The organism is Litorilituus sediminis, from assembly GCF_004295665.1.
Classification (GTDB): Bacteria; Pseudomonadota; Gammaproteobacteria; order Enterobacterales; family Alteromonadaceae; genus Colwellia; species Colwellia sediminis.
In genome coordinates, this window is the sequence record NZ_CP034759.1 from 1,440,841 (window position 1) to 1,465,407 (window position 24,567).

Sequence of the window (24,567 nt, forward strand, 5' to 3'; positions counted from 1 at the left end):
GAATAAAACAGCGACTTGCCTCAATAAGCAATGTTAAACTTATAAACCTAACAATCTTCTCTGTAATAATCCTTGTCTATGCAGTTATTAAAATCAAGTTTACATGCCGATATTTTGGATCAATCAGCACCGAGTTTTACCCGCAAAGCCAGTCGGGCTATAGTGCTTAATGGCGATGATATCTTACTCCTTTATACCAAGCGTTATCACGACTATAGCTTGCCCGGTGGTGGCATTGATGACGGTGAAAGTCATATTGATGGCCTAGTAAGAGAGCTAAAAGAAGAAACCGGAGCTCGCAATATACAGAACATAAAAGCCTTTGGCCTATATGAAGAGTTCAGGCCTTGGTACAAACCAGGATACGATATAGTGCACATGCTGTCATACTGCTATACCTGTACTATTGACGAAGAGCTAGACCAGCCGCAATTTGAGTTACATGAATTAGATAATGGCATGAAGCCAATGTGGATAAATATTCACAAAGCCATTAAACACAATGAAGAAACCATAGCAACAAGCGAAAAAAAGGGTATGTCCATTGAACGTGAAACATACCTACTTAAGTTAATTGTCGAACGCTTACTCGAATAAACATAACTAGATAAAAGAAAAACGCCTTAACGGGGTAAACCATTAAGGCGCTGATTTTTTTATAGCATGAGTGCTATTAATTACCTTTAAACTGCTCAACTAGGCTATGCTGCTGATTTAACCTATCCAGTAAACTGTGACTAAGCTCCACGGCATGTTTGCCATGTTCCTCGCTTTCAGCCGACATATCGCTAATTGAGACAATATTCTGATTCACTTGTTCAGCAACAACCGATTGCTGCTCTACTGCGGTTGCAATTTGAATATTAATATTGGCTAGCTCAGATATTTCAGCTGTAATGCGTGACAACGACTCCCCGGTTTTATTGACCTGCTCAACACAGTTTTTCGATAACTCATTGCCTTTAGTCATTGCCGTTGTTGCCGAATCAGACTCAAGTTGCAACTGGCCTAATAACTTGCTGATCTCTTCTGTTGACTGCTGCGAGCGCATCGCCAGCGCCCTTACCTCTTCAGCAACTACCGCAAAGCCGCGTCCTTGCTCACCAGCACGCGCCGCTTCAATAGCGGCATTAAGTGCTAGCAAGTTAGTTTGATCGGCAATACTGCTAATTTCACCCAGTACCGTCGTTATTGCTTGACTACCATTGATCAAACGCGCAATTGCGCTTTCAACTTCACTTAACTGTGCGCTTAATTCCTCTATAGCGTCGACAGTTTCTTTAACCACAGCTTGTCCATCATTACTGATATTTAAACTTTCTTGAGCGCTATTCGAGGCGGTAGTAACAACTTGCGCTATCTCTTGCACGGTTGCCGACATTTGATTAATTGCCGTCGCCACTTGCTCAGTTTCACAGCGTTGATTATTCAAAATAGTGGCAACATTGCTACCACGTTCAGAGGATTGACGTGCGGTATCAGTAATAGAGGCAGAGTCATCACTGACTCGGCCAACCACAGCATTAAGCTGAGCTTTACGCATTTTCAGCGCCAAATTTATTGAGCCAATATCATCATTATTGCCTGAATAAAGATAACTCATTAACGGATTATCAAACACCGATTTAGCCTCACGTACAACTTCTCGATATTTACTACGCCATAAGGAAAATACCACTAAGCCGGTTAAGGCCGTAACTGCCATAGGAATAGTTAAAAACAAGCTTGCATCAGATATAAATACCGTCGCTAGCGATAAAACAACCATTACCATCAAGAGCAATTGCAGCCAAAGCGATATATCGGTTTGAAACTTAATTTGCCACGGCGTTTGTTGCTTATTTATTTTGCAGTATAAATCTGTTGCTCTATCAACCACTTCTCGCTCAGGGCTAGTGCGAACCGATTGATATTCATAAACTTCGCCACGCTCATTTTTAATCGGCGTCACAAAAGCATTGACCCAATAATAATCACCATTTTTACAGCGATTTTTTACAGGCCCCATCCAAGATTTACCTGACTTAATAAAATGCCATAAATCGGCAAAAGCAGCCTTAGGCATATCAGCATGCCTAACCATATTATGAGGATTGCCGACCATTTCATCTAAGGTGTAACCAGCAATATCGCAAAAGTTATCGTTTGCGTATTTAATACAACTATCTAAATCCGTTGTGGAAAGGAGGATTTCGGATTCATTAAATTTTACTTCTTTACTCAAAGGACATTCCCCTTTAATGAAAAACTTAATACAAAGTTAACAACTCAATAACACTCAACACCTGAGTGAAAACAGCAAAGCCTAGCTCACAAAAAAGAGTTAATTCCCTTTAAAACCAAAACACTAAAAACTTACCATAGCGATTTAATCACTATCTTACTAGTGTCTCCAACAAGTTTAGTTACATTTTTGTTAAATCTGGCTTAGTCACGCAAAAAATAGTCGAAAGTCGACTATTTTTTAAACCAAGTTGAACATAATCAAAAATCAGCTAAAATACCTTACCAAATGGTCAAGAAATTTAAGAGAAAATAATGCAAGTTCAAGTTGTCGATTACACGGCTAAAGATGCCCCAGAGAAGTTTGTACAAAGTTTACGCGAAACTGGCTTTGGCGTTTTAATTAATCACCCAGTCAAGCAAGACTTAGTTGAGTCAATTTATAAAAACTGGCAAAGCTTCTTTAATGGTGAAGATAAACACAACTTTGCCTTTGATCCTAAGAAACAAGATGGCTACTTTTCACCTGAAATTTCAGAAACCGCCAAAGGTCACAGCAAAAAAGATATTAAAGAGTATTACCACGTTTATCCTTGGGGTCGCATTCCAGCGACATTAAAAGACGAAATTCTTGAGTATTACCAATTAACCTCAGCGCTTGCCGCTGAATTACTTGATTGGGTTGAAAAGCATAGTCCCGCCGATATCTCTGCCAACTATTCTGAAGCCTTATCGAACATGATCAAAGATACGCCAAACACTTTATTACGCGTATTGCATTACCCACCATTAACAGGTGATGAAGAGCCAGGGGCAATCAGAGCGGCTGCCCACGAAGATATCAACTTATTAACCATATTACCTGCGGCTAACGAGCCAGGCTTACAGGTGCAGCAGCAAAACGGTCAGTGGATGGATGTACCTGCTGATTTTGGTAATTTAATTATCAATATTGGTGATATGTTACAAGAAGCATCTGCCGGCTATTTCCCCTCGACCAGCCATAGAGTAATCAATCCAACGGGCAAAGGCAGCAGTAAATCTCGTATTTCCCTGCCATTGTTTTTACATCCGCGCAGTGAAGTTGTTCTGTCAGAAAAACACACGCAAGCAAGCTACTTACTTGAGCGTTTACGTGAGTTAGGGGTAAAAGACTAGGCATATCGCCCATAACGCCCATAACGCCAAGTAAAATAAGGTGCTTAACGATAAGCACCTTATTTTTCAATGTCAGATAGTACCTGTTTATTACGCAAAATTGTCACTAAGCTTTTTGAGCCAGTTAATTGACATTGCGCATTCAGCGCCTCAGGCTCAGTCCACCCGGTTTGCCCGCCGATAAACTCTCGCTGATAACCCCAATGCAAACAGCTAAGCAAACTACTTGCAGATGCCTCTCGCTGACAAACAACACATGTTTCAAATAACACGCTAATATCTTGTCCTTCTTGACCATAAGAGTCTGAAACATATGGTGTATCGTAAATAGCCACGGTGGAGGCTCTATTTATTCGCCCTTGCCAAGGTTTATCGCTATCATCAATCGGTGTTTGATGACTGCCGCGACCAAACTCTCGCGCTTCAGCATCATAAAACGGTGCTTTAGCAGCTTCGGGTAAATCAAGTTGCAGTGCTTTTTCACCGGCAAAAAGTCTTGCTGTGGTTTGCCTTGCTTGAACAATGCGATATTGCTGACAATTAGCAATATTTTGATGACGCGTATCTCCTTTGGCATTAGCAAAAAAGTGAATTTCAACGCCAATGCCAGTCGCATTATCTGAGGCAATATAAGCGGCGTTAGAACGGCTAGTATGAAACCATGGCTGTGAAATCACCAAAATGCCTAATGACTCTTGCTCAAAAGTTACCGGACACGCTTTACCAACCCAAAGCTCTTGTGAATACACAGCAAAGGGCAAGAGCATGAAGACAGCAAGACCATAAGCAATAAGACTTATAGTCACCTTGTTAAGATAAGCGCTATCAACAAAACTTAAGGCTACCATAGCTAAAGTATAGAAGCCTGATGGTTAAGCGCTATTTCTTAGTAAAAAACAGTTAGCTGCGCTAACTAATATTCATAAATATTCGTAAATATTAACTAGTGCTAATTAATTTCCTCTTCACCGTCTTGCACTTGGTATTCTTGCTCAATAATGGGGAAACTTTCTCTGGCAACATAGTGCACACTCACAGGCTCAGAAAAATTGGGCACATCATCATAACTAAATACCGAATAGTATTTTTCTATATTGGCATTGGCAAAGTTATCAAAGGTATAGTTATCTGGGCCGCCATAAAGCTTGACCCCATCATAAGGAGATTTCGGTGGATGAAAACGATTTCGTACCACAAAGCTACCGACAAAATCACTATCATCTGGGTTAAGCCAACTCAATTTGATCATGCCATTTTCAATATCGGTTTTAAGGGAGGTTGGCGCTGGTAACGGTGTTTTTCGCCGCTCAATGTATTCAATCACCAACTGCGGGCTTTCATGCTCACCTTCACCAGCCCAATCAATCACTTCATCATATTCAGCAGAAGCTGCTGTTGCCCTAATAATTAAGTAACAAGGTTTGTTTTGCGCATGAAGTTTTTGCAGATGCAATTTACCGTAACTATCAAAAATAAAGTAATGGGTATCTTTTTCTTTTAACTGCTGGTTACTGACTTCATAGCCAATAAATTCGCGTTTCTTGCGCTGTTTTACGCTGTGATAATCTATATCTTTTAGATCAGCTAATTCAATAGTAAAGCGCGTATCTCGCTTAGTTTTAAGTGCGGTTTTATTACCCATAATCAAATAAGCTTCAGTGATCACGGTTTTATCGGCATCGGGCAAGCCATCTAAGGTAAACGCCATTTGCCCGTAAATGATTTCACCTTGCTTATCAAAGCCAGACTGCAATTTATCTTCGATAATATCTGTTTGCGTAATGGTATTAGTAGCTAATGGCGCTAATGCTAATTTAATGGGTTTACGGGTATAAATAAGCTGTAAGTTAGGGCGATAATGAATGCCAGCACCAAATTGACCATAGCCAATATCAAATTGCATCATTTGCGAGTCAGCCCCTAAAGGTAAGCGTTTAGGCCCTTCAATACGTAAAGTGACCTTACCGCTAGCCATAGCCTTTTTTAATAAATGCCGTTCAGCAATATTAAAGTGCCATTCACTCCAAATACCCTGAGTTAATTGCTCAGAAGCAATCGCCTGCCCTAATGTTTGCAACGGAGTCGCATTGTGAATTTGCTCAAAGTTACTGATATCATCAATCGCTTGACCATCAAGTAAAGAAACCGTCCACTCGCCAAAATTTTCAACTTTGGCATTTACGCGATTCATAGGGTACAAAGAAAATCGCGCCGATTTAATAATGGCATCTTCTGGCATGTTATTAAGATTAAATTCAATCACCCCGTAGCAGATGCCTTTACGTTTATTCACGCCAACAAACAAAGAATTATGACCGAAATGCTCTTTGTTTTTATCTAAAGTATATTGACCAAGGTAACCTACTTCATGACTGGCGGGAAATACTGCTCGTGAGAATTCATCATCCGCCAGCTCAGTTTTCACTTTTAATTCCGGGCTAAAACCTGATTTAATTTTAGTGACGCGATCTACCGCCCTAATATTATAAAAATATGGCTGACCACTTTTTAGTTGCACATCGGTAAACTGGGTATCACCCGTAATAGCAACGAGTGTTTCATCACTACAGGGCGATTTCGGCTGCTGAGCTCGATATATCTCAAAGTTGACCTCAGCATCACTTTGATACTGCCAAGTAAGCATGGCACTGTTATCATCAATACTGGCGATTGAGAAACGTTCAGGCCTAGTTGGCGCTAACGGGCAATAATTAATTGCTTCTGATAATGCATGTAAAACCGCGGGAATATTTTCATCAACACTTTGCGACATATTCACTAAATAATCGGGAATATTACGCGTGCCCACTTCAACCACAGTCGATAAAATCCCCAGTGAATAATAATACTCGCGGCCACTGCCATGTATCAGATTCGCAGGCGGTTTGCCCCGGTGAATACCGTATTTTCTACCCGTTACTTTATGAATTTCTCTATTCATATTGGCACACAAAACATTAAGATCTGTACCTTCAATTTCATGCTCATGATTGAATTTATGGGCAGGAAAAAAGACATTGCCTTGCGAGTGATAATCAAGCGCTAAAGTAATATTGCTATGCGCTAAGACGAAATCTCTGATGGCACAGGTTTCCGGCTCAGAAAAAGCATGAGGGCCAGAATAAGTATTAACACTGGTATCCATAGAGTGGCGAAACTTCACGGCAAAATTACGGTTTAAATCAACCCCAAAGCTGCCATCACCATTATCACGGCGATTTTTACGCCAAAAAGAAAAATGATTACGGGAATACTCAAAACCATCGGGGTTTAAACACGGCACCATATACAAGGTATTACGTGTTAACGCTTCTTTTAATTTTGGATTAAATCGATAGTTATTAATAACATAATCAATAAACTTAATTGCCAGCTCATTACCTATCCACTCTCTGGCGTGAATCGTACCTGTATATAACAAAGCAGGCTTATTATCGGCATACTCAACATCTAATGAGATAGTTACTAAGACAATCGGCCTTTTCTCCCACGTGGTGCCTATGGTTTGCAACCTGATTAAGTGTGGATGCTCAGCCATGCACTTTTCAACAAAATCTAGAGTGTCTTGATAGGAGTTATATTGCTTTTTCATCTCAAATTCCTATAGCAGTTTATCTGTCATGGCATCATTGACTTGCTGACTAACGAACGCTTGCCAAGCCTCAGTTATTGTCAGTAACTTCTTCTCTTTAAGGCCTTTTACTTTTAATAGCTGGTGCGGATTTTGATTTAACGCATCCAGCGTGCCCTTAAGGCCAAGCTCTTCAATAATCAAGCCTGTTAAGGCCTTACCCACCCCTTTAATAGCATAAAAGAAATCTACTAACTCTTGCTGGCTCAAATTAATAAAGGCTTTGCTTTGCGCAGTTAAATCGGCCGCGCTATCTTCTAAGCCGAGCTCTTCACTAGCACATACTTGCTGACAAAGCATAGCGACGGCTTTACTGACGTAATTGTCTTGAAAATTCCAGATTTCACTTGGCCACTCTTCATAAGCTCTTAATTCCATAGGTAACAGCTGATACATGGCACTATCTTGTTCAACTAGGCTATCACCACAATCTTGACTATAAGACGGCTTAGAAAAAGCAATTTGTCGCATGGTTCTTAGTAGCTTACTATCAATTTTGCCCAACTCTTCCCAGTTATTCAGGGGGATATAGGGTTTCGCAAATTGGCCATTGCTAAATAGCCACATTAGATACTGACCAATCCAATCTCGAATATAAGGAAATGCGGCAAACGCGGTAGCACACTCTAAAATCCGAAACTTACCGTCATTACCTAAAGCAATATCGCAAGCCCAGTATTCAGCGTTCGCAGCTTTAGAGGCTTTTCGGGCAATGTCTAATGCCGCACGCGGGACATTGTTATAATCAATTGCCCCTCCTTGACTGGTATTAGTTAACCACTCCCCCTCTGGTGGGCGACGCCAAAATGCGCACACAGGCTTATGACCAATAAGCATGACGCGAATATCAGCCACCATAGGAACAAACTCTTGCACATAAACGGGGTAGTATTTTTTCTCAGCAATTAATAGCTTGGCTTCGGCAAAACTATCCACCTTATGAACAAAATATCCGCCATAATTTGATGGCCCATAAGATTTTTTAATTATCTTAGGGTAACGACACTGAGCAAGAAAATTTAAGGCGTCGTCCAGCTCATAAAAGACATCAGTTTTAGGAATAGGCAGTTGATACTTTTTACAAAAGTGAGTGACATTTTCCTTAGATTTATTAGCAAACTGCGCATCCAGTGAAGGCACAAACTGTACGTTTGGTAAAGCCCTGCTAATTTCTCGAAAGGTTTCATATGCCGTTGCCGGAATATTACCAATCAAAATATCAATGCCTTTGCGCTTAACCTCATTGATAAAGCGCTGCTTATCATTGCCCCAATGATAGGTAACACTGTCTATTTTATCTGGCCAGCCTTTAAAATTAGAACGATCAAAAAAACGCATCACGTGATCTAAATAAACAAAGCCAATTTTCGGAAGTTGTACTGACTTATCCATTAGGCAACTCCCGCTACAGGTAAATTAACGACATTGCTTTGTTTTACTTTGCGCTCAATTAAATCAACGATTTTGTTTATCTTATTTTGATTAAAGTTCAGACCGAGTTGTTGTTGCTCAGGCGTGGCAAACGCGGGAATGCCATTAACCTCTAGCACTACATATTGCTCTTTCTCTAAATCATAAATTAAATCAACGCCGGCTATTTCTAGCCCAGTCACGCTTGCTGCCTTAATTGCTAACTCCACCGCATCGATACTTGGCTCTCTAAGCATAATACTGCCGCCACTGGTAACATTAGTTTTCCAGCTATCACTAGGCGCTCGCCTGCCATAACAACTAACATACTGCCCATCCACCACATCAATACGAAAATCCGTCATATCGTAATTAATGTATTTTTCGATATAAAAATAGGGAATATTGGTTTGATCTAAAAAAGGGAACAGCATGTCGAGCGAGCTTTCATTTTCAATTTTTACAATACCAATACCACCCCAACCATCAACAGGCTTATAAATTAACTTACCGCCCCACTCTTGCATGGTTTTTTTCAGCTTACGTTTATCGCTACGCTTAAGCATTTTATATTGTGGCGTTACTATGCCAGCTTGCGTTAATTTATGTGCGGTGCGAAATTTATCTTCGGTTAGCGCAAACGACTGAAAATTATTAATACAAGGCACCGACTCATTAAGTATTTGATATAAATACATTTGATACTGTGTTTGCTTGCTGGCGTTATACGAGAAGAATAAATCTAACTGCTCCATGGCCACTTTTTTACACAAAATATGCCCATCACTTGCCATGGCATTGGCTAAATTCAAATCGGGTATCACCGCAATATCTCTGTCATTAAGCTGTTTTATCATCTCATCTTGAATGGCAAGCCCACCGCCATTTTTATACATCCACATACCAACCGTATATCTCGACATTCTTTAGTCCTTTCCTTTTTACTTAAATATCAGCTAACAACCTATACAGCCTCATCTCTTTACTGGTTAAATTTTACTGGTTAAATTTCACTCATTAAAGCCAAGCCTAAATTTGCTCTGTTACAGTGATATGACGAAATGAAACTTGCGAAAAACTTTCACATTTATGTAATCAAACTGCCTTATTTCTCTTGTGCAATAGCAAAGGCGTGTTGACCTTTGTTGATATTTTCAACCTATAGACAAAAAAGGATTGCTTATGTCTAAGTTAAAGCAAGTAACCCAGGCGTTTGATTTTTCTGAACTGGCGCAGTTAATTGAAATCAACTCCTATACAAAAAACAAAGCAGGCGTTGATAAAGTGGCTCAATTATTTAGTCAATGGATGCAGCCATTAGGCTTTAGCATTAAACGCTTTGAGCGCGAAAACATAGGCGATCATATTCTTTACCTATCGAACAAAGTAGCTGGCAAAAAAATCTTGCTGTTAGGTCATTTCGATACGGTATTCCCACCTGATACTTTTGACTCTTTTAGTGAAGATGATAATTGGATTTACGGCCCCGGCGTGTGTGATATGAAAGGTGGTAACTATGTTGCCCTGTGCGCACTTAGACAGGTGTTTGAGCAATTTGGCTGTATCGAGAATATTGATGTGCTGATGGTCAGTGATGAAGAAAGCGGTAGTGACGACAGTAAGCACATAACGCAAGCTATCGCTAAAGATTATGATCTCTGCTTAGTGTTTGAAGCAGCCGGTAAAGACAATGAAGTGGTTATTGCCCGTAAAGGTGTTGCTACTTACCAAATCGATATTAAAGGTAAAGCAGCCCATGCGGGTAATCATTATCATGAAGGTTGCAACGCTAACTTAGCCGCTGCCCATATGATAGTGCAGCTAACCGCCTTAACGCGCAACAGCTTTGGCACTACCGTTAATGCTGGTAAAGTTACTGGTGGCATTGGCGCGAATACCATTTCACCACACGCCAATATAACGGTTGAAGCGCGCTTTACTAACAACACCGAAAAAGAACGAGTGCTGTCTGAAATAGAGCGCATCGCCACCACTAGCTATGTTACCGGTGTCAGTTCGAGCTTTTCTGGCGGTTTACAGCGTGACGTTATGCAAACCAATCAAAATCAAGTACTGCTAATCAAAGAAATTGAAGAAATTATTGGTAAACCGCTTAAACTCGAAAAACGTGGCGGCGTTAGTGATGCCAATACCGTGGCTGGACAAGGTGTACCTACCTTAGATGGTTTTGGCCCCTTTGGGGATGGTGATCACACCATACATGAACGCGCCAGCAAAGCGAGTTTTCATTCACGTGTGAGCGATGTCAGCAAAATACTGACGTATTTTACCAAGCAAGGTGCAAAGAAAGAGCTTAAGCGTAAAGCTGAACAAGTCGCCTAAGAAAAGGTAATAGCGCTTCGCTATTACCTTTTACCTCGTTATTACTTTTTTATCTCGTGTAGCCTTATACGCGAGTAACTGGCTATGAGGATAACTGAGTTAACTGGCCATCTTGTACTTTAAACTGATGTAAACGTACCATAGCCAAGAAGCCATCCGCATCATGGTAGTAGCTTTTAGTCACGGCATCGACATGATGAAATTCACTGTCAGTATTGTGTAAGCTTACCAAGACTTGTTCGGCATCAACCTCAACAATAGCAACGCCATGCTCCCACATACGAGAAAATACCATATTATCTTGAATATCAGCGCGTTTAGTAGCGGTATTCACCAGCGTATCGAAAAAGTAAGGTAAATTACTGATTGACTCAGGCACCTCACCTAATTGGGCAAAAATCTGCTTCATACCATTTTCAAGGAATGAGCCAAAAGTACCAGATGAAATGGACGAGGTAGTAAAGTTAAACGACTTTTTACCTGTTACCGCATTAGCTTGGTGCTCAGTAATATAGCTACTATGGACATCACCACTTAAACTGATAACACCAAATTGACTCATCACATTATCAACAAAGCTTGATTTAAACTGTGGGAAGCCATCCCATTGATCGGCCTCTAAATAAAAGCGCTGTTTCAGTGCAGCAGGAATTGCAGGTGAATCAAGCACGCCTTCAAGCGTTGGCAAGCCACTGTCAGCACGACTCGCTGATAAATCAAACATTAATGGCGCAAAAGTAACTGAGCTACCTAACATCTTCCAGGTACTACTAGAAGTCATAAAGGTCTGCGTTAACCAAGCGGTTTGCCTATCATCAAAGGCTTTTTGTGCACTCGTGCCCTGAAGGTTGGCAACATACTCTTTATAAGCAGCGTAAATATCATAAGTATCTTTAATAACAAAATAACGACTACCTATGTAGTTAAACAGTGAGGTTTTACCTAAGGTATAAAAAGCAAGACCTTGCGCTACACCCGTTTCTGGCAAAGCAGGCAGCATTTGCAGCGGATGCTCTGCAGGTAAACTTGCTTTAGCACTGACTAACACTTGGTTTAAGTAGCTAGTTGCCAAGTTACCCTGAACCGCAGCTACTGCGCGCTGCTGAGCTTGTGCCAGTGCCTCAGCTTGACTTATTTCAATGCGCGCCATCAGCTCTGTCATATATAAACCAGTAAAGACTTCTAAGAACGCCGCTTTGTATGGCGCAAACATGGCTTCATCAATATTTACGTACGGTGACATCTGGCTAACCACAGCATCCACTTGTGCTTGTGGCATACCACTTGCCAATAAGAAGCCCGCCAGTGAGGCTTGATCAATCGCAACTGTCGCTGGGAAGGCATCTTCTGGCAAAATATGATCAGGACGATTAGTGCGAAAGTCTGTCATCGCCAAATGCAAGTGCAGACCAAATTGGAAATCTCGATAAATACGGGTATTAGGGAATAAGTGCTCTTCATTTACCGCCATAGCGCCCGATGCTAACTCACCTTGGGTATGTGGCTGCTCATGGTCAATGGGCATATATTCAAAATAAGCCATTTCAGAATTTTTCTTACGCGCGGTTTGCTGCTCATTGGCTGCGCCATCTAAATAAGTGGCATTATCGGCCCAGCTATCATCAGAAAACTCATGATCATCCCAAATAGCAATCATAGGGAAGCGTTCATGCACGCGTTGTAATACTTCATCACTACGATAGGTTTTATAAAGCTGACGATAGTTATCTAAGCTGTTAGCTGCTTGAGTTTTATTGTCACCAACGCCAATTGTTAATGCCCCAGCTTGATCGGTAAATTCAATACTGCGCTCACCACCGCTTAATTGGAATAAAGCATCCCCTGTGGTTTCATAAATGTAGTCACCTAAATGAATAATAAAATCAATATCATCGTTATCTAAAATAGATAAGTAGTTATTAAAATATCGACCGATATAATCTTGGCAAGATACATAGGCAAATTTCACTTTGGTGTCACTATCTGGGCTTGCAGCGGTTTTAGTGCGGCCAGTACGGCTAGCGTAATTTTTGTCATCTTGCTGATAGATAAAGCGATAATAGTAATGCTGACCTGCATTTAACTCAGTTACCCGTATCTTTAAGCAATGATCTGAGCTTGCCAAAGCAGCAAATGTTTCTTCTACCACTAAATTAGCAAAATTTTCATCACTGGCAACTTGCAGTATTAAGGAAGTATCAGCGCCAGAGCCGTTATCAACACGCGTCCATAAAATCACAGAATCAACTTTAGGATCCCCCGAAACCACAGACTGTGGAAAATACTGACTGCCGTCTAAAATACTCGGCTGAGTCGGCTCTGGCGTAACGACCACTTCTTTTTTGTCGGAACTACCACAGCCAACGAGACTTGAGGTGACAATAGCACCAGCACTTACCGCAAGGGTTTTAATAAATTTTCGACGGGTATAGATCATAGTTAAATCCTTCCTACTTATTGTTTTTGTTACTTATTCACTACATTGTAATTATCAATTGTGACAACTTATTGATGCGTGATGTCTTGTTATTATTCTGGGTAGCCAGTTATCTTTTTAATATCTTGGTATATAGGTTTTAGCTGCTTATACATTTTTCGATAAACCTGCTGATATAGCTTGTTGTACAGTTGCACGTTCGCTTGGTTAGGTAAAAACGATTGTTCAATGCGCGTCATATGCTCAACCGCTTGCGCGTAGCTTGGATAATGACCACAGCCCACCGCGACATTGATTGCCGCTCCCAAGCCTGAAGTTTCATAGGTATGTGGCCTGTGCGCAGGTAAGTTAAAAATATCCGCAGTAAGTTGTAGTGCCGCATCTGATTGCGAGCCACCACCTGAGACGATCAAACGGGTTATTTTGCATTTCTGTCGCTTTGCTAAGCTTTCCTTGCCTTCGCGAAGGGCATAAGCCAAACCTTCTAAAATTGAGCGATAAATATGAGCACGGGTGTGAACATCGCCAAAGCCTAAAATAGCGCCTTTCGCCTCAAGATTTTTCAGCCCAGGAGACCAATAAGGTTGCAGCATTAACCCCATAGAACCAGGCGGTACTTGCGCCACTAATTGATCAAATAAACTTTCAGGGCTAACACCTAAAGCCCGCCCTTGTTCAATTTCATTTTGACCAAATTCTTGTTTAAACCAATTGACCATCCAAAAGCCGCGATAAATCATCACCTCACTATTAAAATGATCTGGCATAGCAGAAGGATACGGCGGTATAAAGGCTTGTGGCTCGACATAGCTAGCATTATTGGTATTTATGGTTGCCGTAGTACCATAACTTAAACTTGCGGTATCAGGCTCAATACAACCAGAGCCTAATACCTCACACGCTTTATCTGAGGCAGAAGCAATTAACTGGGTGCCAACGCAAATACCAGTATGCTGTGCCGCTTGTTCGGTAATTTCACCTAACAACTCGCCCGGTTTAACTAAGCTAGGTAACATAGTGCGCTTAATCGGTAGCGCTTGCCACTTCCAATCCCAGTCACTGGCCCAAGCTTGCTTTTTATAATCAAAGGGTAAGTAACCAACTATGCTACCAACTGAGTCTTTATATTGGCCTGTTAATCTATGCGTGAAAAAGCCAGACAACAGTAAAAACTTATTTGTGTTTTGCCATACTTTCGGCTCATTTTGCGCTAACCAATTAGCCTGTGCCTTGCGACGAAAATAATCGATAACCTTGCTTTGACCGAGCACAGCAAACGCCAAACGCCAGTACCATGGCATGGCTTTATTTTGCTGACATAAGCGTTGATCTAACCATAAAATGGCAGGTCTTAATGGCTTACCCTGCCCATCAAGGTTTACTACTGTACCGCGCTGGGTGGTCACAGTAACCGCCATCACTCGCTGCTGGTAACCCTGCTTAATAACCTCGGCTTGTTGCCAAAGCGCCTGACAACATTGCCCTAGCATTTGCCAAAAATAATCAGCCTCTTGCTCTGCCCAACCTGGCTGGGTAGAAAAATACGGCTCTAGCTCAAGTCGACTTTTAGCAACCAGCTCACCACTTAGGTTAAACAACAAGGCGCGGACACTCTGCGTGCCATTATCTATAGTTAAAATTAAATCTTTATTGTGCTTATCTGTCATGGTCATCATGTAATTTATTTGCTGTCACCGCACTCAGGTACGCGATAATATTTTCGCCACAATTGCATATAACGAGCAATTTCCTGCTGCCAATCAGTGTCACTCCATGGCATATAAGGTGCGCATAAGGCTTGTATTTTTGGCAGTAAATCTATGCCTCCTTTTGGCAATACATTACCAAGGCGTGTTCTTCTTAATAATAGATCATCAAGGTGTTGCACTTGCTCGTATTGTACCGCCCAAATAAGCTCCGCCCAGACGTGCTTACTATAGCGTATCGGCAATAACTGCTGAGCATCTGAAAGCTTGATAAAATGCTGACTAAGTGAGCCATAACAAGCCAAAATATGCTGTTCAACCTGTGCTGGCAGCAACCGCTCAGACTGACAATTAGCCGGTGAGAAAATGGCATATTGATTAACCGCTTGCAGCTTATGGTGAAAATCAGCTACAGCAATATACTGAGCGGCTTGTTGTAACACTTGCTCTGCAATTAAACGAAACGTTGTTAACTTACCGCCGGTGACACTAATAACGCCGTCATGATTATTTATCTGATGCTGACGTTTTTCTTTTGACGGAGGTGCATTTTTAGCTGAGGTGGTTACAGGGCGAACACCGGAAAAGGTTGAAATAACATCGCTGGCGTTAATATTGGCATCGGGAAACTGCTGAGCGACAGCCTTAAGTAAATAGTCAAACTCTGCCTGACTGATACTCGCTTCTTCAGATAGTGGCGATAAATGCTCTACATCAGTTGTGCCAACAATAGTGACATTTTGCCAAGGGTAGACCTGCACTGGCCTGTTATCATCACCATGACGAATGGCAATCACACTGGCAACAGGTAAACGCCAGCTAGGCAGCACCAAATGACTGCCCCTTAATGGCCTCATATGCGCTGTTTTTTTAGCCTTAGTATCAAGATCTGTGCAACTTGCTTTGACTTGATTCGACCATGCCCCAGTTGCATTAACCACCACAGAAGCATTAACCGTTACGGCTTGACCATCAATAGTTAGCGAAACTTGCTTAGCATTCGCCTTACTTGCAATCGCGGTGACTTGTGCATAATTAAGCACTTGAGCGCCCAAGTGTAATGACTCTTGAATTAAGCGTAATACTAATCTGGCATCATCGGTTAAGGCATCAAAAAATTGCGTACCACCGAGTAGCTTATTTTCATCAATATGTGGCGCTAATGCTAAATATGATGCTTTCGGCCAAAACTTGTGCTGGTTAACGCCAGCAATCAAGTCATAACAAGCCAATAATTTATTAAACAGCCAAGGACTTGGAAAAGCGCGCTGATAATGACTCATCACAAAACTGTGTTTAGTTACCAGCGGTTGTCCTTGTGCGACTAAACGCTGACGCTCAACAACAGATTCTCGCGTTAATGCCAGCTGCCCTTGCGCCATATAACGCAAGCCGCCGTGCACCATTTTTGACGAACGACTCGAGCTACCCCAAGCAAAATCTTTTTGCTCTAGTAACAGGACTTTTAAGCCCATTTGGCTGGCAAGCTTTAACACCCCAGCACCAGTAATACCGCCACCAATAACAACTAAGTCCCAATGGGGTTGAGCTGCTATTTCTGCAATGCGTTGCTGACGAGTCTGGCTCAACTTACCAGGCAAGTCACAACTGGCGTTACTATCAAGCCTAGAGACATTATCTTGGTGTAATGCCGTGTAGTCATTTGAAATATCAACGCCTGCTGTTTGCATAGTCATCTATTCCAACAAGGTGCCAGGATTTAGCTGATTATCAGCATCAAAATGCTCAGTTAAGCTGGCAATAACCTTCATGCCCAACTCGCCTTTTTCAACATGTAAATATGGCGCATGATCTTTACCGACACCATGCTGATGACTAATGGTGCCACCATTATGAACAATAGTGTCGCTAGCAATATGCTTAAGCTTCTGCCAGCACTCCATCGTTGCTTGATAACTGCTAGCATTACGAAATACATAGGTAGTGTACAAACTGCAGCCTTGGCTATAGACGTGCGATAAATGAGTAAAGGCATGCACTTGTTCAGATTCAGCGGCAAGCCCTTGGCGGATATTGCTTTCTACCTTAGCCATAAGTGAATCAACATTGCCCCAATCGGTCGCTGTTTCAAAGGTATCGACAACATAGCCCTGTTGCCATAAAGCATCACGTAAATACGGTGAACGAAAACGATTGCTCTGCCATTTTTTACCTAAAAGCTGACCTGTGTTTACGCCGTTAAATTGCTTAATCAATCGGCTCAGCTGTTTTTTGCTTGCTGATATTTGCTCTTTAGAGCCAGTTAAACCAAAAGTAAGCATACACTTACCTGCATTGCAGCCGCGCCATGATAAGTAACGCTCTAACCAAGCAATGGCCTTTTCATGACCTGCTAATTTCAGCTGAGTTTGTGTTTCAACCGCATTGCTAACACGAAGCATAGAAAGCGCAATACGTTGTTGCACCGCTTCTTTACAAAATTGACTCGCTTGCTGCCAACTCGGAAAGAAAATCACCGAGAATTGCTCTTTTTCAGCCAGCTTACTTACCCTAACTTTCACTTCCGTTAAGATACCAAAGCGCCCTTCTGAGCCTAGCAGTAATTCGCGTAAATCAGGGCCCGCAGAAGAAGCTGGAAAAGTAGCAACATCTAATGAGCCAGCAAAGGTTTCCAAGTTACCGCCCGCAAAAAGTTGCTCAATACGACCATAACGCAGCGACTGTTGACCACTAGAGCGACTAGCAATCCAGCCGCCAATTGTTGAAAGCTCAAACGATTGTGGGAAATGCCCTAAGGTATATCCTCGGGCAAGTAATTGCGCTTCAACCATAGGACCAGGTGTGCCTGCACCGAAAGTAGCAATTTGGCTGTCCTCATCTAAATGCATTAGCTGATTCATTCGTGCCATATCAAGGGTAAGAATAGCGCGCTGCGAAGCATTAGGGTTTATATGACCAGCAACACTTGTGCCGCCACCATAAGGGATCAGCTCAACATTATGTGCTTTAGCATAGGTGAGAATATCTTTTACATCTTGACGATTTTCTGGATAACAAACACCATCAGGAAAGCAATCAATATCACCACTGCGCATGGCCAGATAATCAGGTAAAGACTGGCCTTTAGCATGGCGAACTCGCTCGGTCGCATCTGTTGTTATTAACTTATGTGCGGCTAATCTCGATTCAGGCACTTTAGATGCAACCTCTGCAAGTGTTGCATCTGGCAATAGCTGCCCTGCACCTACCGCATTATTTAAAAATTCGCCGGCAGATTCAGGCAACGCCATCGAGGTACTGTCATCACCCCAACCATTCCAACGCCTCATTTAATACCCCTGCTATCAATTCATTACAGCTTATGATAAAACGAAGATAACAACGGCAAAATGTCCTAAAAAGACAGTCAAGGTGACATTTTAAGACAAATTGCTCACGACTCATAAAAGCACGATTTAAAAATATGCCCACAAATGCATCATCAACAGCAAATCAAGTGACGGGATTAGATGACAGTCTTGGTCAAGCTTCAGTACCAGCAGTCAAACAATACTTGCAATTAGCACAAGAGCAACAGCTGGATGTTGATGCCATATGTCAACAAGTTGGTTTAGAGCAAAACCTACTGTTAGATAACAGCAACCATATACCTGGGGTGCTTTTTCAGCAGCTTATAGCCGCACTCATTAGCCACTCTAGTGATGAGTTATTTGGCCTACATACCGCCAAGCATGTTCAACCAGGCTCATATAGTGTGCTGGGCTATATTTCCATGAATTGTGAAAACTTAGGACAAGCCATTGCAAAGATCCAACCCTTTGAAAAGTTGGTTGGCGATATGGGAGTAACCACCTTTGAGCCATTAGGTGATAAGGTCAAAATTCGCTGGCATTGTCAGTTTACCGATGCTGAAGTTAAGCGCCATATGATAGATAATTGCTTGGCTTCTTGGCTCACCTTTGCCAGATACTTAGTCAGCCAAGAAAGTAATCCGAGCGAGTTATTACTCAGCCGAAAAGCGCCTGAGCTAAGCCAACAACAAGAATACCAAAGCTTATTCAATTGCCCCATTCAGTTTGCCCAAGCAGAAAACGCCATTATCTTTGATAAAGCTTTGTTAGCTTTACCACTTAATAAAGGTGATCAGCAGCTACTTTCAACGTTAGAAAGTCACGCACAAGCTATCATCTCTAACTTAAGTACAGAAGTTGATTTTGCCACACAATTATCGAAGGTTATCGCACAGTCTCTGCAAACAGGAAGATTCCACCAGCAAGATATTGCCAATTCATTTGACATAAGCGTTAAGACATTACAACGTCGCTTAACAGCACAAGGTGTTAGTTATCAAAGTATTTTAGATAACACCCGACTTGACCTCGCCAAAGACTACCTAAGTAACCAAGCGTTAAGCATGAACCAAATCAGTGCAGAATTAGGCTTTAAAGAGCCTAGCTCTTTTTACCGTTGGTTTAATAAGCTCACCCAACAAGCGCCGGGTGAGTTTAGAAAGTCACCGAAACAGCAAAGCGAATAAGCATAAAGCAGAGCTTAGCAATTAAGGCTAGCGTTTAAATTTCTCGACAGGGAACAAAAGCCCGTCACTGATATTGACATTATCCCACACCTTGCCAAGTGTATAAGGATCGGAATTAATCCAAGCATCAACATCAGCTCTTGAGGGAAAGTCAACATGGGCTGATGATCCTATCATTTTCCCCTGTTGATCTAATATTGCACCGCCACTTAAAAAATTTCCTGCTTTGGTCATTCTTTCTATGCCAGCTAAGTGCGCATCGCGATGTGCTAACCTACGGTTAATGGCGTCTTCATCGGTAAAGTCATAAGCGGTAATAATAAACTGCATAAAAATCCTTTTTGAAATATTGAATATTATATCCCAAACATTATACCTAGCTAATCAGGCAAAAGTTAACAACAATATATGAAGCTTTATTGATATTTTCAGCTGCATTATTAACGGCTCTAATAATCAATAGTTATTTGACGCAAGCGCATTTGAGGCAGCAACATTTGACGCAACAACATAGCTTTTTGGCTCTGTCGCAAGATGCTTTTGCATCCAGTCTAAAGACGTTAACCATGACTTAATCGACTGTTTACTGCGTTTAAAATTAAAGCCGTGCGCGCCTTGGTTAATAACCATTAACTGAGATTGATCATTACCACTAGATTGCAATAAGCTGACAAATCGTTTAGAAAACTCAATAGGCGCTATATCATCCTCATCACCATGAATCACCAAAACTGGTGGCCTAATCTCATCCGCAAAATTAACCGCAGAATAATTACTAACAAGTTCAAGGTGTGAGGCATGGCTATGGCTGTCTGACTCCTTTAAATAAGCTGATTTAACCTGCTTAACCACCAGAGATAATAGCAACTCATTCTCAGCCGATTTCGCCCAACCAACAAAGTCCGTCATAGGGTAATACACCACCACAGTCTTTATATCTGGATTAACTTTGGCAATATTTAAGCTGTGCGCGCCCCCTAATGAGAACCCTAACAAGCCAATGTTATTAGCATCAACCCAAGGGTTCTCGACAACCTGACTCATAATAAAATCTATCTCATCACGCGCTCTTATGGGCATAGTAGAGACCTGCCACTTACCGGCGATTAATCGTTGATAATCTACAGCAACAGACATAAAGCCCTGCTCTGCAAGATCAATAAGCACACCACGCATATCTTCAACGTTTTGTAGCATACCAGGGTGAACAATAATGGTTGCTAAAGGCCCTTTAGCTATAGGTTTAGCCCATAAAAAATTAACTTTTAGCTCATCTTTTATTGCACTTTGCTGCCACACGGGCACTGTTTTATCCGCGCTATTATTATGCATTTGCACCACACTGCTACACCCGAAAAGACTTGCAAGCAATGCATATAAGCTTAATGTGCTAATTAATTTAATAATATTCATAACAGTCACCAAACAACGAGTAATAACTTACCTATACGTCGGTAAAGTGACTTTGGTTCATATAAAGAACAAACGAAAGCTTGTAAATGTAGATATTTGACAGGAGTACGCGAATTTATAGCAGCTTAGATTATCTCTGAACGGAGTAATGAAAACACTTTAAGATCATGATATGCGCCTTTCCATTTACCATATTGCCTTAGTCTAAGCAATGATTAGCAGCTTATTGGTAATCAGCAAGACTCAAACCTTCTTTTTTACACACCTGAATAATAGATTCACGTTGTGCTAGTTTACGCAAATAGCGCGATAAATGAGTATAAGCTAAAGGTGGCTTTTTAAATTCATCAGCCCAAACAGCTAACATAAATAAGAAAAAGTCACAGGCGCTGATAGAGTCACCGACAAGGTAATCTTTACCTTCTAGCTCATTATCAAGTAAGGCAAGCATTTCAGTAATGCGTTTTTCTTGCACAGCAACCATGCCAGCAATATTTGTTTCGTCAGCACTATGCTTTTGCGGATAAAAATAAATCATCAATTCCGCTTGAACGGTATTGGTTAAGTACATCATCCATTGGAAAAATAACGCTCTATTTGGGCTACCTATGGCGGGGATCAAATTGGCTTGCGGATTGCTTTCTGCTAGATGAATACAAATCGCAGGGCTTTCAAAAATAGCTTGGCCATTATCAATTAATGTTGGGATCCTACCTGCAGGATTTAGCGCCAAATAATCCTTCGATTTTTGCGCATTGTTTTTCCTGTCGACCTTAATTAGTTCAAACTCAACGTTTAACTCTTCAAGCATAAAGTGAGGTGCCATGCTGGCATTCAGTGGATAATAGTACAGTTGGTACAAGGGGAGCTCCTATTTACGTTGATAAAAATAATTGTATAAACAATTTCTGATATATATTACAAAAGCGTAATGATAAATCTCATTTTCCTTAAATCTGAGGTTTAAAATTGATAACCAGCCTGCAACAGAGCACCAACGCCAACACCGTCTTTTTCATTTCCTGCAACTAGCGTTAAACCAAAGTTAAACCCAGCATTACCAATACCTCGAAGAAAATAATGGTATCCTAAGGCCGCGCCATATACAGCTTCATGATCAAAGTTATCATACTCATTCCCCACAATCCCAAGATATAAACTTGCGCCATGCTTAGGGGTTTGAAAGTCAAAAATATCCGTTTTAACCCAGCCAACACCGATACCACATGTACTGCCATAAATTGAAGAGTAGCTAACACAACCAGCAGACACATATTTCAGGTCGCTTTTAGATTGAATACCTGCATTAACACCAACACCACTATAAAAGGCGCCAGCGCCTAAACCAAAAGTAAAGCTATCATTTGCTGTTGTTTGTGCCGATAAAACTAAAGTGGCTGAAGTTAATAGTGTTTTCGTGATTATTTTCAAAAGTGTTCCTTACTTTATTTAGATTGTTAAACGTTACTGTTTGCAAGTACGAAATGCACGCCTATTCCAGATTTCTAATTGCATACTTTTATAATGACGCCATTAATAGCAAATTAGCTAACATATTGCCATATATAACTTTTCACAAGACTAATTAAGTTATGTTAAAGACAAAAGTACGCAACAAGCGCACATTTTTATGTAGGTAAGAAAATAGATAGGAAACATAAAACACTAGAAACTAAACAAAGCGCACTGATATACGCGTACCTTGCTTACTTTCTACCGATAACTGCCACTTTTGATGTTCGCACAGGCGCTTAACAATTGATAAGCCAAAGCCATAGCCAGTACTTTGGCTGCCCTTTATTGCAGGCTCAGTCACTTGCTTTGATATTCCCGCCTCAATGCCTGGGCCAGTATCCGCGATGGTTAGGGTGTTATTAGCAAAACTTACTTCCACCATGCCAGAGTCGGTGTATTGAAAGGCATTACTGAGCAAATTATCAAGCAGCACTTTTAACATGCCTTGTTGTACCACAATTTCAGTGTTGCAGTTATCATCCACCTGCACTTCTACTGATTTATCATCAAGCAAATAACTATGCTCAATAATTGACTGTTCAATAAGTGGCAGCAGTTTTACAGCGCTTTGCTCAGCTGCGGCATGCTCTTCACGCGCTAAGTGCAGTAAGGTTGTTACGGTTTGTTCCATTTGCAAACTGGCATCATTAATGCGATTAATAATTTCTGCCTCACTGCCTTGAGCATCATATTTTTCTCGGCTTTTTTCTCGGCTTTTTTCTCGGTAAAGCTCAACGGCATTTTTAACAATCGCAACTGGCGTTCTTAGCTCATGACTGACATCGCGCGTAAAACAGCGCTCACGCTCTATGGCTTGGCGAATTTTCGCCATGGAGGCTTCTAAGGTGTTTGCCAATACACCAATTTCATTGTTAGGGAATTGATGAGCAAAGCTGTCAGGAATATTTTCTGGTGCAACGCCATCAACCAAATCTGCTAGAGCTTTGAGTGGTTTTGCGGTTTTTCGTCCCAACAACCAAGCAAGCATGCAAGCAACTAAGGTTAACGATACACCACTAACAACAAGTATGGTGATTATGCCTTCGCGAAGTGGCCGAACTAGCAGTTTTTCACTTACTTCTGCTAGCAAATAGGTTTGCTCGAAATTAGGGAAAGCATACAAATGATAATGCCTGCCTTGCTGACCGTAAAACTCAACTCTTTCAGGCTCTTGCATTGATTTTTCACGCATATCATCAGGTAAGGTTTTTTTAGAGAAATGCAAAGTAAAATGCCTAGCTCTCATCTGTGGCCATTGCTTAGTTTGCTGATACTGTGCAATTAAATAATCGGCTTCTTTAACAATCTCACGCTCTATAAAGCTATCTTCTAAGGTGAACAATAAAATAAAGGTCAGCAAACTAAAAATAACTGAAAGCACTAAGGTGAATAGGCAAAATTGCGCAACAATACGTCTGCTTAAACTGTGAAACTTTTTGTTTTTGCTATTACTTTTATTAGTGCTTTTATTTGTCATTGTTAATATCCAAAACAAAGCCGACACCGTGCACAGTTTTTAAAAGCGGCTTATCAAAAGGTTTATCTAATACGTTGCGTAGTTGGTAGATATGAGAGCGCATGGCATCTGACTCCGTTGGCTCATCACCCCATAATTTTTGCGTTAACTCTGAGCGACTCACTACTTGCGGGTAGGCTTCGGCAAGAATGGTTACGATTCGAACTCCCATGGCATGTAAATCAAGCACTTGTTCGTCACGCTTTACTTGTTTGCTTTTTCTATCAATCGAAAGTGGCCCTAAAACAAGGGTATTATTAGTTTGTAATAAGTGTCTTCTTGATAAAGCCAAACATCTCACTTCTAACTCTTGTAAAACAAAAGGTTTGGTTAAATAGTCATCGGCACCAACACCAAAGCCAGTGACCTTATCATCAATACTATCGCGCGCGGTTAACATTAAGATGGGAATATGACGGCTCGATTTTTCCCTTAATTGCTGACAAATCTCTAAGCCATCCATGCCCGGTAAATTTAAATCAAGAATAACTAAGTCATAAGGCTGCTCTAACGCCAATTCCAGTCCTTGCTTGCCGTTAGTCGCAAAGTCAAACACATGCCCTTTTGCTTCCATATATTGGGCAATGTTTTGCGCAATGCTTAGCTGATCTTCCACTAGCAGCACATTAAGTTTAGTTTGTTGACTTGCCGTATTAGTCATATTCTTTCCATTGTTAACAACTGTTGTAGCGCTTTCGCCTAAAGCCAAAGCGCTAA

19 protein-coding genes are annotated in these 24,567 nt (G+C 41.3%); 4 read left to right on the forward strand and 15 right to left on the reverse strand.

The window, feature by feature from the left end:
- The first annotated feature begins 78 nt into the window (after positions 1-78).
- Entirely contained in the window at positions 79-597 is a 519-nt protein-coding gene (locus EMK97_RS06465; RefSeq protein ID WP_130600516.1) for an NUDIX hydrolase, read from the forward strand.
- Positions 598-673: 76 nt separating this feature from the next.
- Here the strand turns inward: EMK97_RS06465 and EMK97_RS06470 are convergent, their stop codons facing one another.
- Positions 674-2,224 (reverse strand): methyl-accepting chemotaxis protein, encoded by a 1,551-nt coding sequence (locus EMK97_RS06470; protein WP_130600518.1) that lies wholly within the window; start codon positions 2,222-2,224, stop codon positions 674-676.
- 314 nt (positions 2,225-2,538) lie between these two features.
- Here EMK97_RS06470 and EMK97_RS06475 point away from each other — a divergent pair, with 314 nt between their 5' ends.
- On the forward strand, positions 2,539-3,381 hold the full coding sequence (locus EMK97_RS06475) for a 2OG-Fe(II) oxygenase family protein (RefSeq protein WP_130600519.1): 843 nt from the start codon (positions 2,539-2,541) through the stop codon (positions 3,379-3,381).
- Between the two features lie 59 nt (positions 3,382-3,440).
- Here the strand turns inward: EMK97_RS06475 and EMK97_RS06480 are convergent, their stop codons facing one another.
- The 4 genes from EMK97_RS06480 to EMK97_RS06495 form a co-directional block, all read right to left on the reverse strand.
- Complete coding sequence (locus EMK97_RS06480; RefSeq protein ID WP_130600520.1) at positions 3,441-4,229, reverse strand: hypothetical protein; 789 nt, start codon at positions 4,227-4,229, stop codon at positions 3,441-3,443.
- 101 nt (positions 4,230-4,330) lie between these two features.
- Positions 4,331-6,973 (reverse strand): M14 family zinc carboxypeptidase, encoded by a 2,643-nt coding sequence (locus tag EMK97_RS06485; RefSeq protein WP_130600521.1) that lies wholly within the window; start codon positions 6,971-6,973, stop codon positions 4,331-4,333.
- Positions 6,974-6,982: 9 nt separating this feature from the next.
- Complete coding sequence (locus tag EMK97_RS06490; RefSeq protein WP_130600522.1) at positions 6,983-8,404, reverse strand: ATP-grasp domain-containing protein; 1,422 nt, start codon at positions 8,402-8,404, stop codon at positions 6,983-6,985.
- Positions 8,404-9,345, reverse strand: coding sequence for an ATP-grasp domain-containing protein (locus EMK97_RS06495; RefSeq protein WP_130600523.1), 942 nt, complete (start codon positions 9,343-9,345; stop codon positions 8,404-8,406). Before EMK97_RS06495 ends, EMK97_RS06490 begins: the two co-directional genes overlap by 1 nt.
- A 259-nt stretch (positions 9,346-9,604) precedes the next feature.
- Here EMK97_RS06495 and EMK97_RS06500 point away from each other — a divergent pair, with 259 nt between their 5' ends.
- Entirely contained in the window at positions 9,605-10,765 is a 1,161-nt protein-coding gene (locus EMK97_RS06500; RefSeq protein WP_130600524.1) for a M20 family metallopeptidase, read from the forward strand.
- 82 nt (positions 10,766-10,847) lie between these two features.
- Here the strand turns inward: EMK97_RS06500 and EMK97_RS06505 are convergent, their stop codons facing one another.
- The 4 genes from EMK97_RS06505 to EMK97_RS06520 all read right to left on the reverse strand — a co-directional run bounded on the left by EMK97_RS06505 (position 10,848) and on the right by EMK97_RS06520 (position 18,198).
- Positions 10,848-13,202: an alkaline phosphatase D family protein gene (locus EMK97_RS06505; RefSeq protein ID WP_130600526.1), complete on the reverse strand. Its 2,355-nt coding sequence runs from the start codon at positions 13,200-13,202 to the stop codon at positions 10,848-10,850.
- A gap of 92 nt (positions 13,203-13,294) precedes the next feature.
- Positions 13,295-14,878: an FGGY-family carbohydrate kinase gene (locus tag EMK97_RS06510; protein ID WP_246028897.1), complete on the reverse strand. Its 1,584-nt coding sequence runs from the start codon at positions 14,876-14,878 to the stop codon at positions 13,295-13,297.
- 5 nt (positions 14,879-14,883) lie between these two features.
- Positions 14,884-16,605: a glycerol-3-phosphate dehydrogenase/oxidase gene (locus EMK97_RS06515; RefSeq protein ID WP_130600528.1), complete on the reverse strand. Its 1,722-nt coding sequence runs from the start codon at positions 16,603-16,605 to the stop codon at positions 14,884-14,886.
- Positions 16,606-18,198 carry an FAD-binding oxidoreductase gene (locus EMK97_RS06520; RefSeq protein ID WP_130600530.1) on the reverse strand — a complete coding sequence of 531 codons (1,593 nt, stop codon included), beginning with the start codon at positions 18,196-18,198 and terminating at the stop codon, positions 16,606-16,608.
- Positions 18,199-18,332: 134 nt separating this feature from the next.
- Here EMK97_RS06520 and EMK97_RS06525 point away from each other — a divergent pair, with 134 nt between their 5' ends.
- Positions 18,333-19,406 (forward strand): AraC family transcriptional regulator, encoded by a 1,074-nt coding sequence (locus tag EMK97_RS06525; RefSeq protein WP_130600532.1) that lies wholly within the window; start codon positions 18,333-18,335, stop codon positions 19,404-19,406.
- Positions 19,407-19,433: 27 nt separating this feature from the next.
- Here the strand turns inward: EMK97_RS06525 and EMK97_RS06530 are convergent, their stop codons facing one another.
- From EMK97_RS06530 to EMK97_RS06555, 6 genes are all read right to left on the reverse strand, one after another.
- Complete coding sequence (locus tag EMK97_RS06530; protein WP_130600534.1) at positions 19,434-19,736, reverse strand: YciI family protein; 303 nt, start codon at positions 19,734-19,736, stop codon at positions 19,434-19,436.
- 126 nt (positions 19,737-19,862) lie between these two features.
- Entirely contained in the window at positions 19,863-20,819 is a 957-nt protein-coding gene (locus EMK97_RS06535; RefSeq protein ID WP_130600536.1) for an alpha/beta hydrolase family protein, read from the reverse strand.
- Between the two features lie 223 nt (positions 20,820-21,042).
- Positions 21,043-21,681 (reverse strand): glutathione S-transferase family protein, encoded by a 639-nt coding sequence (locus tag EMK97_RS06540; RefSeq protein WP_130600538.1) that lies wholly within the window; start codon positions 21,679-21,681, stop codon positions 21,043-21,045.
- A gap of 101 nt (positions 21,682-21,782) precedes the next feature.
- Positions 21,783-22,250 (reverse strand): hypothetical protein, encoded by a 468-nt coding sequence (locus tag EMK97_RS06545; RefSeq protein ID WP_130600540.1) that lies wholly within the window; start codon positions 22,248-22,250, stop codon positions 21,783-21,785.
- Positions 22,251-22,491: 241 nt separating this feature from the next.
- The gene (locus EMK97_RS06550; RefSeq protein WP_130600542.1) at positions 22,492-23,811 is read right to left on the reverse strand and encodes a sensor histidine kinase; all 1,320 of its coding nucleotides are present in this window, start codon (positions 23,809-23,811) and stop codon (positions 22,492-22,494) included.
- Positions 23,801-24,511, reverse strand: a complete 711-nt coding sequence (locus EMK97_RS06555; RefSeq protein ID WP_130600544.1) for a response regulator transcription factor — start codon at positions 24,509-24,511, stop codon at positions 23,801-23,803. The genes EMK97_RS06550 and EMK97_RS06555 overlap by 11 nt, the downstream gene beginning before the upstream one ends.
- Positions 24,512-24,567 lie beyond the last annotated feature (56 nt).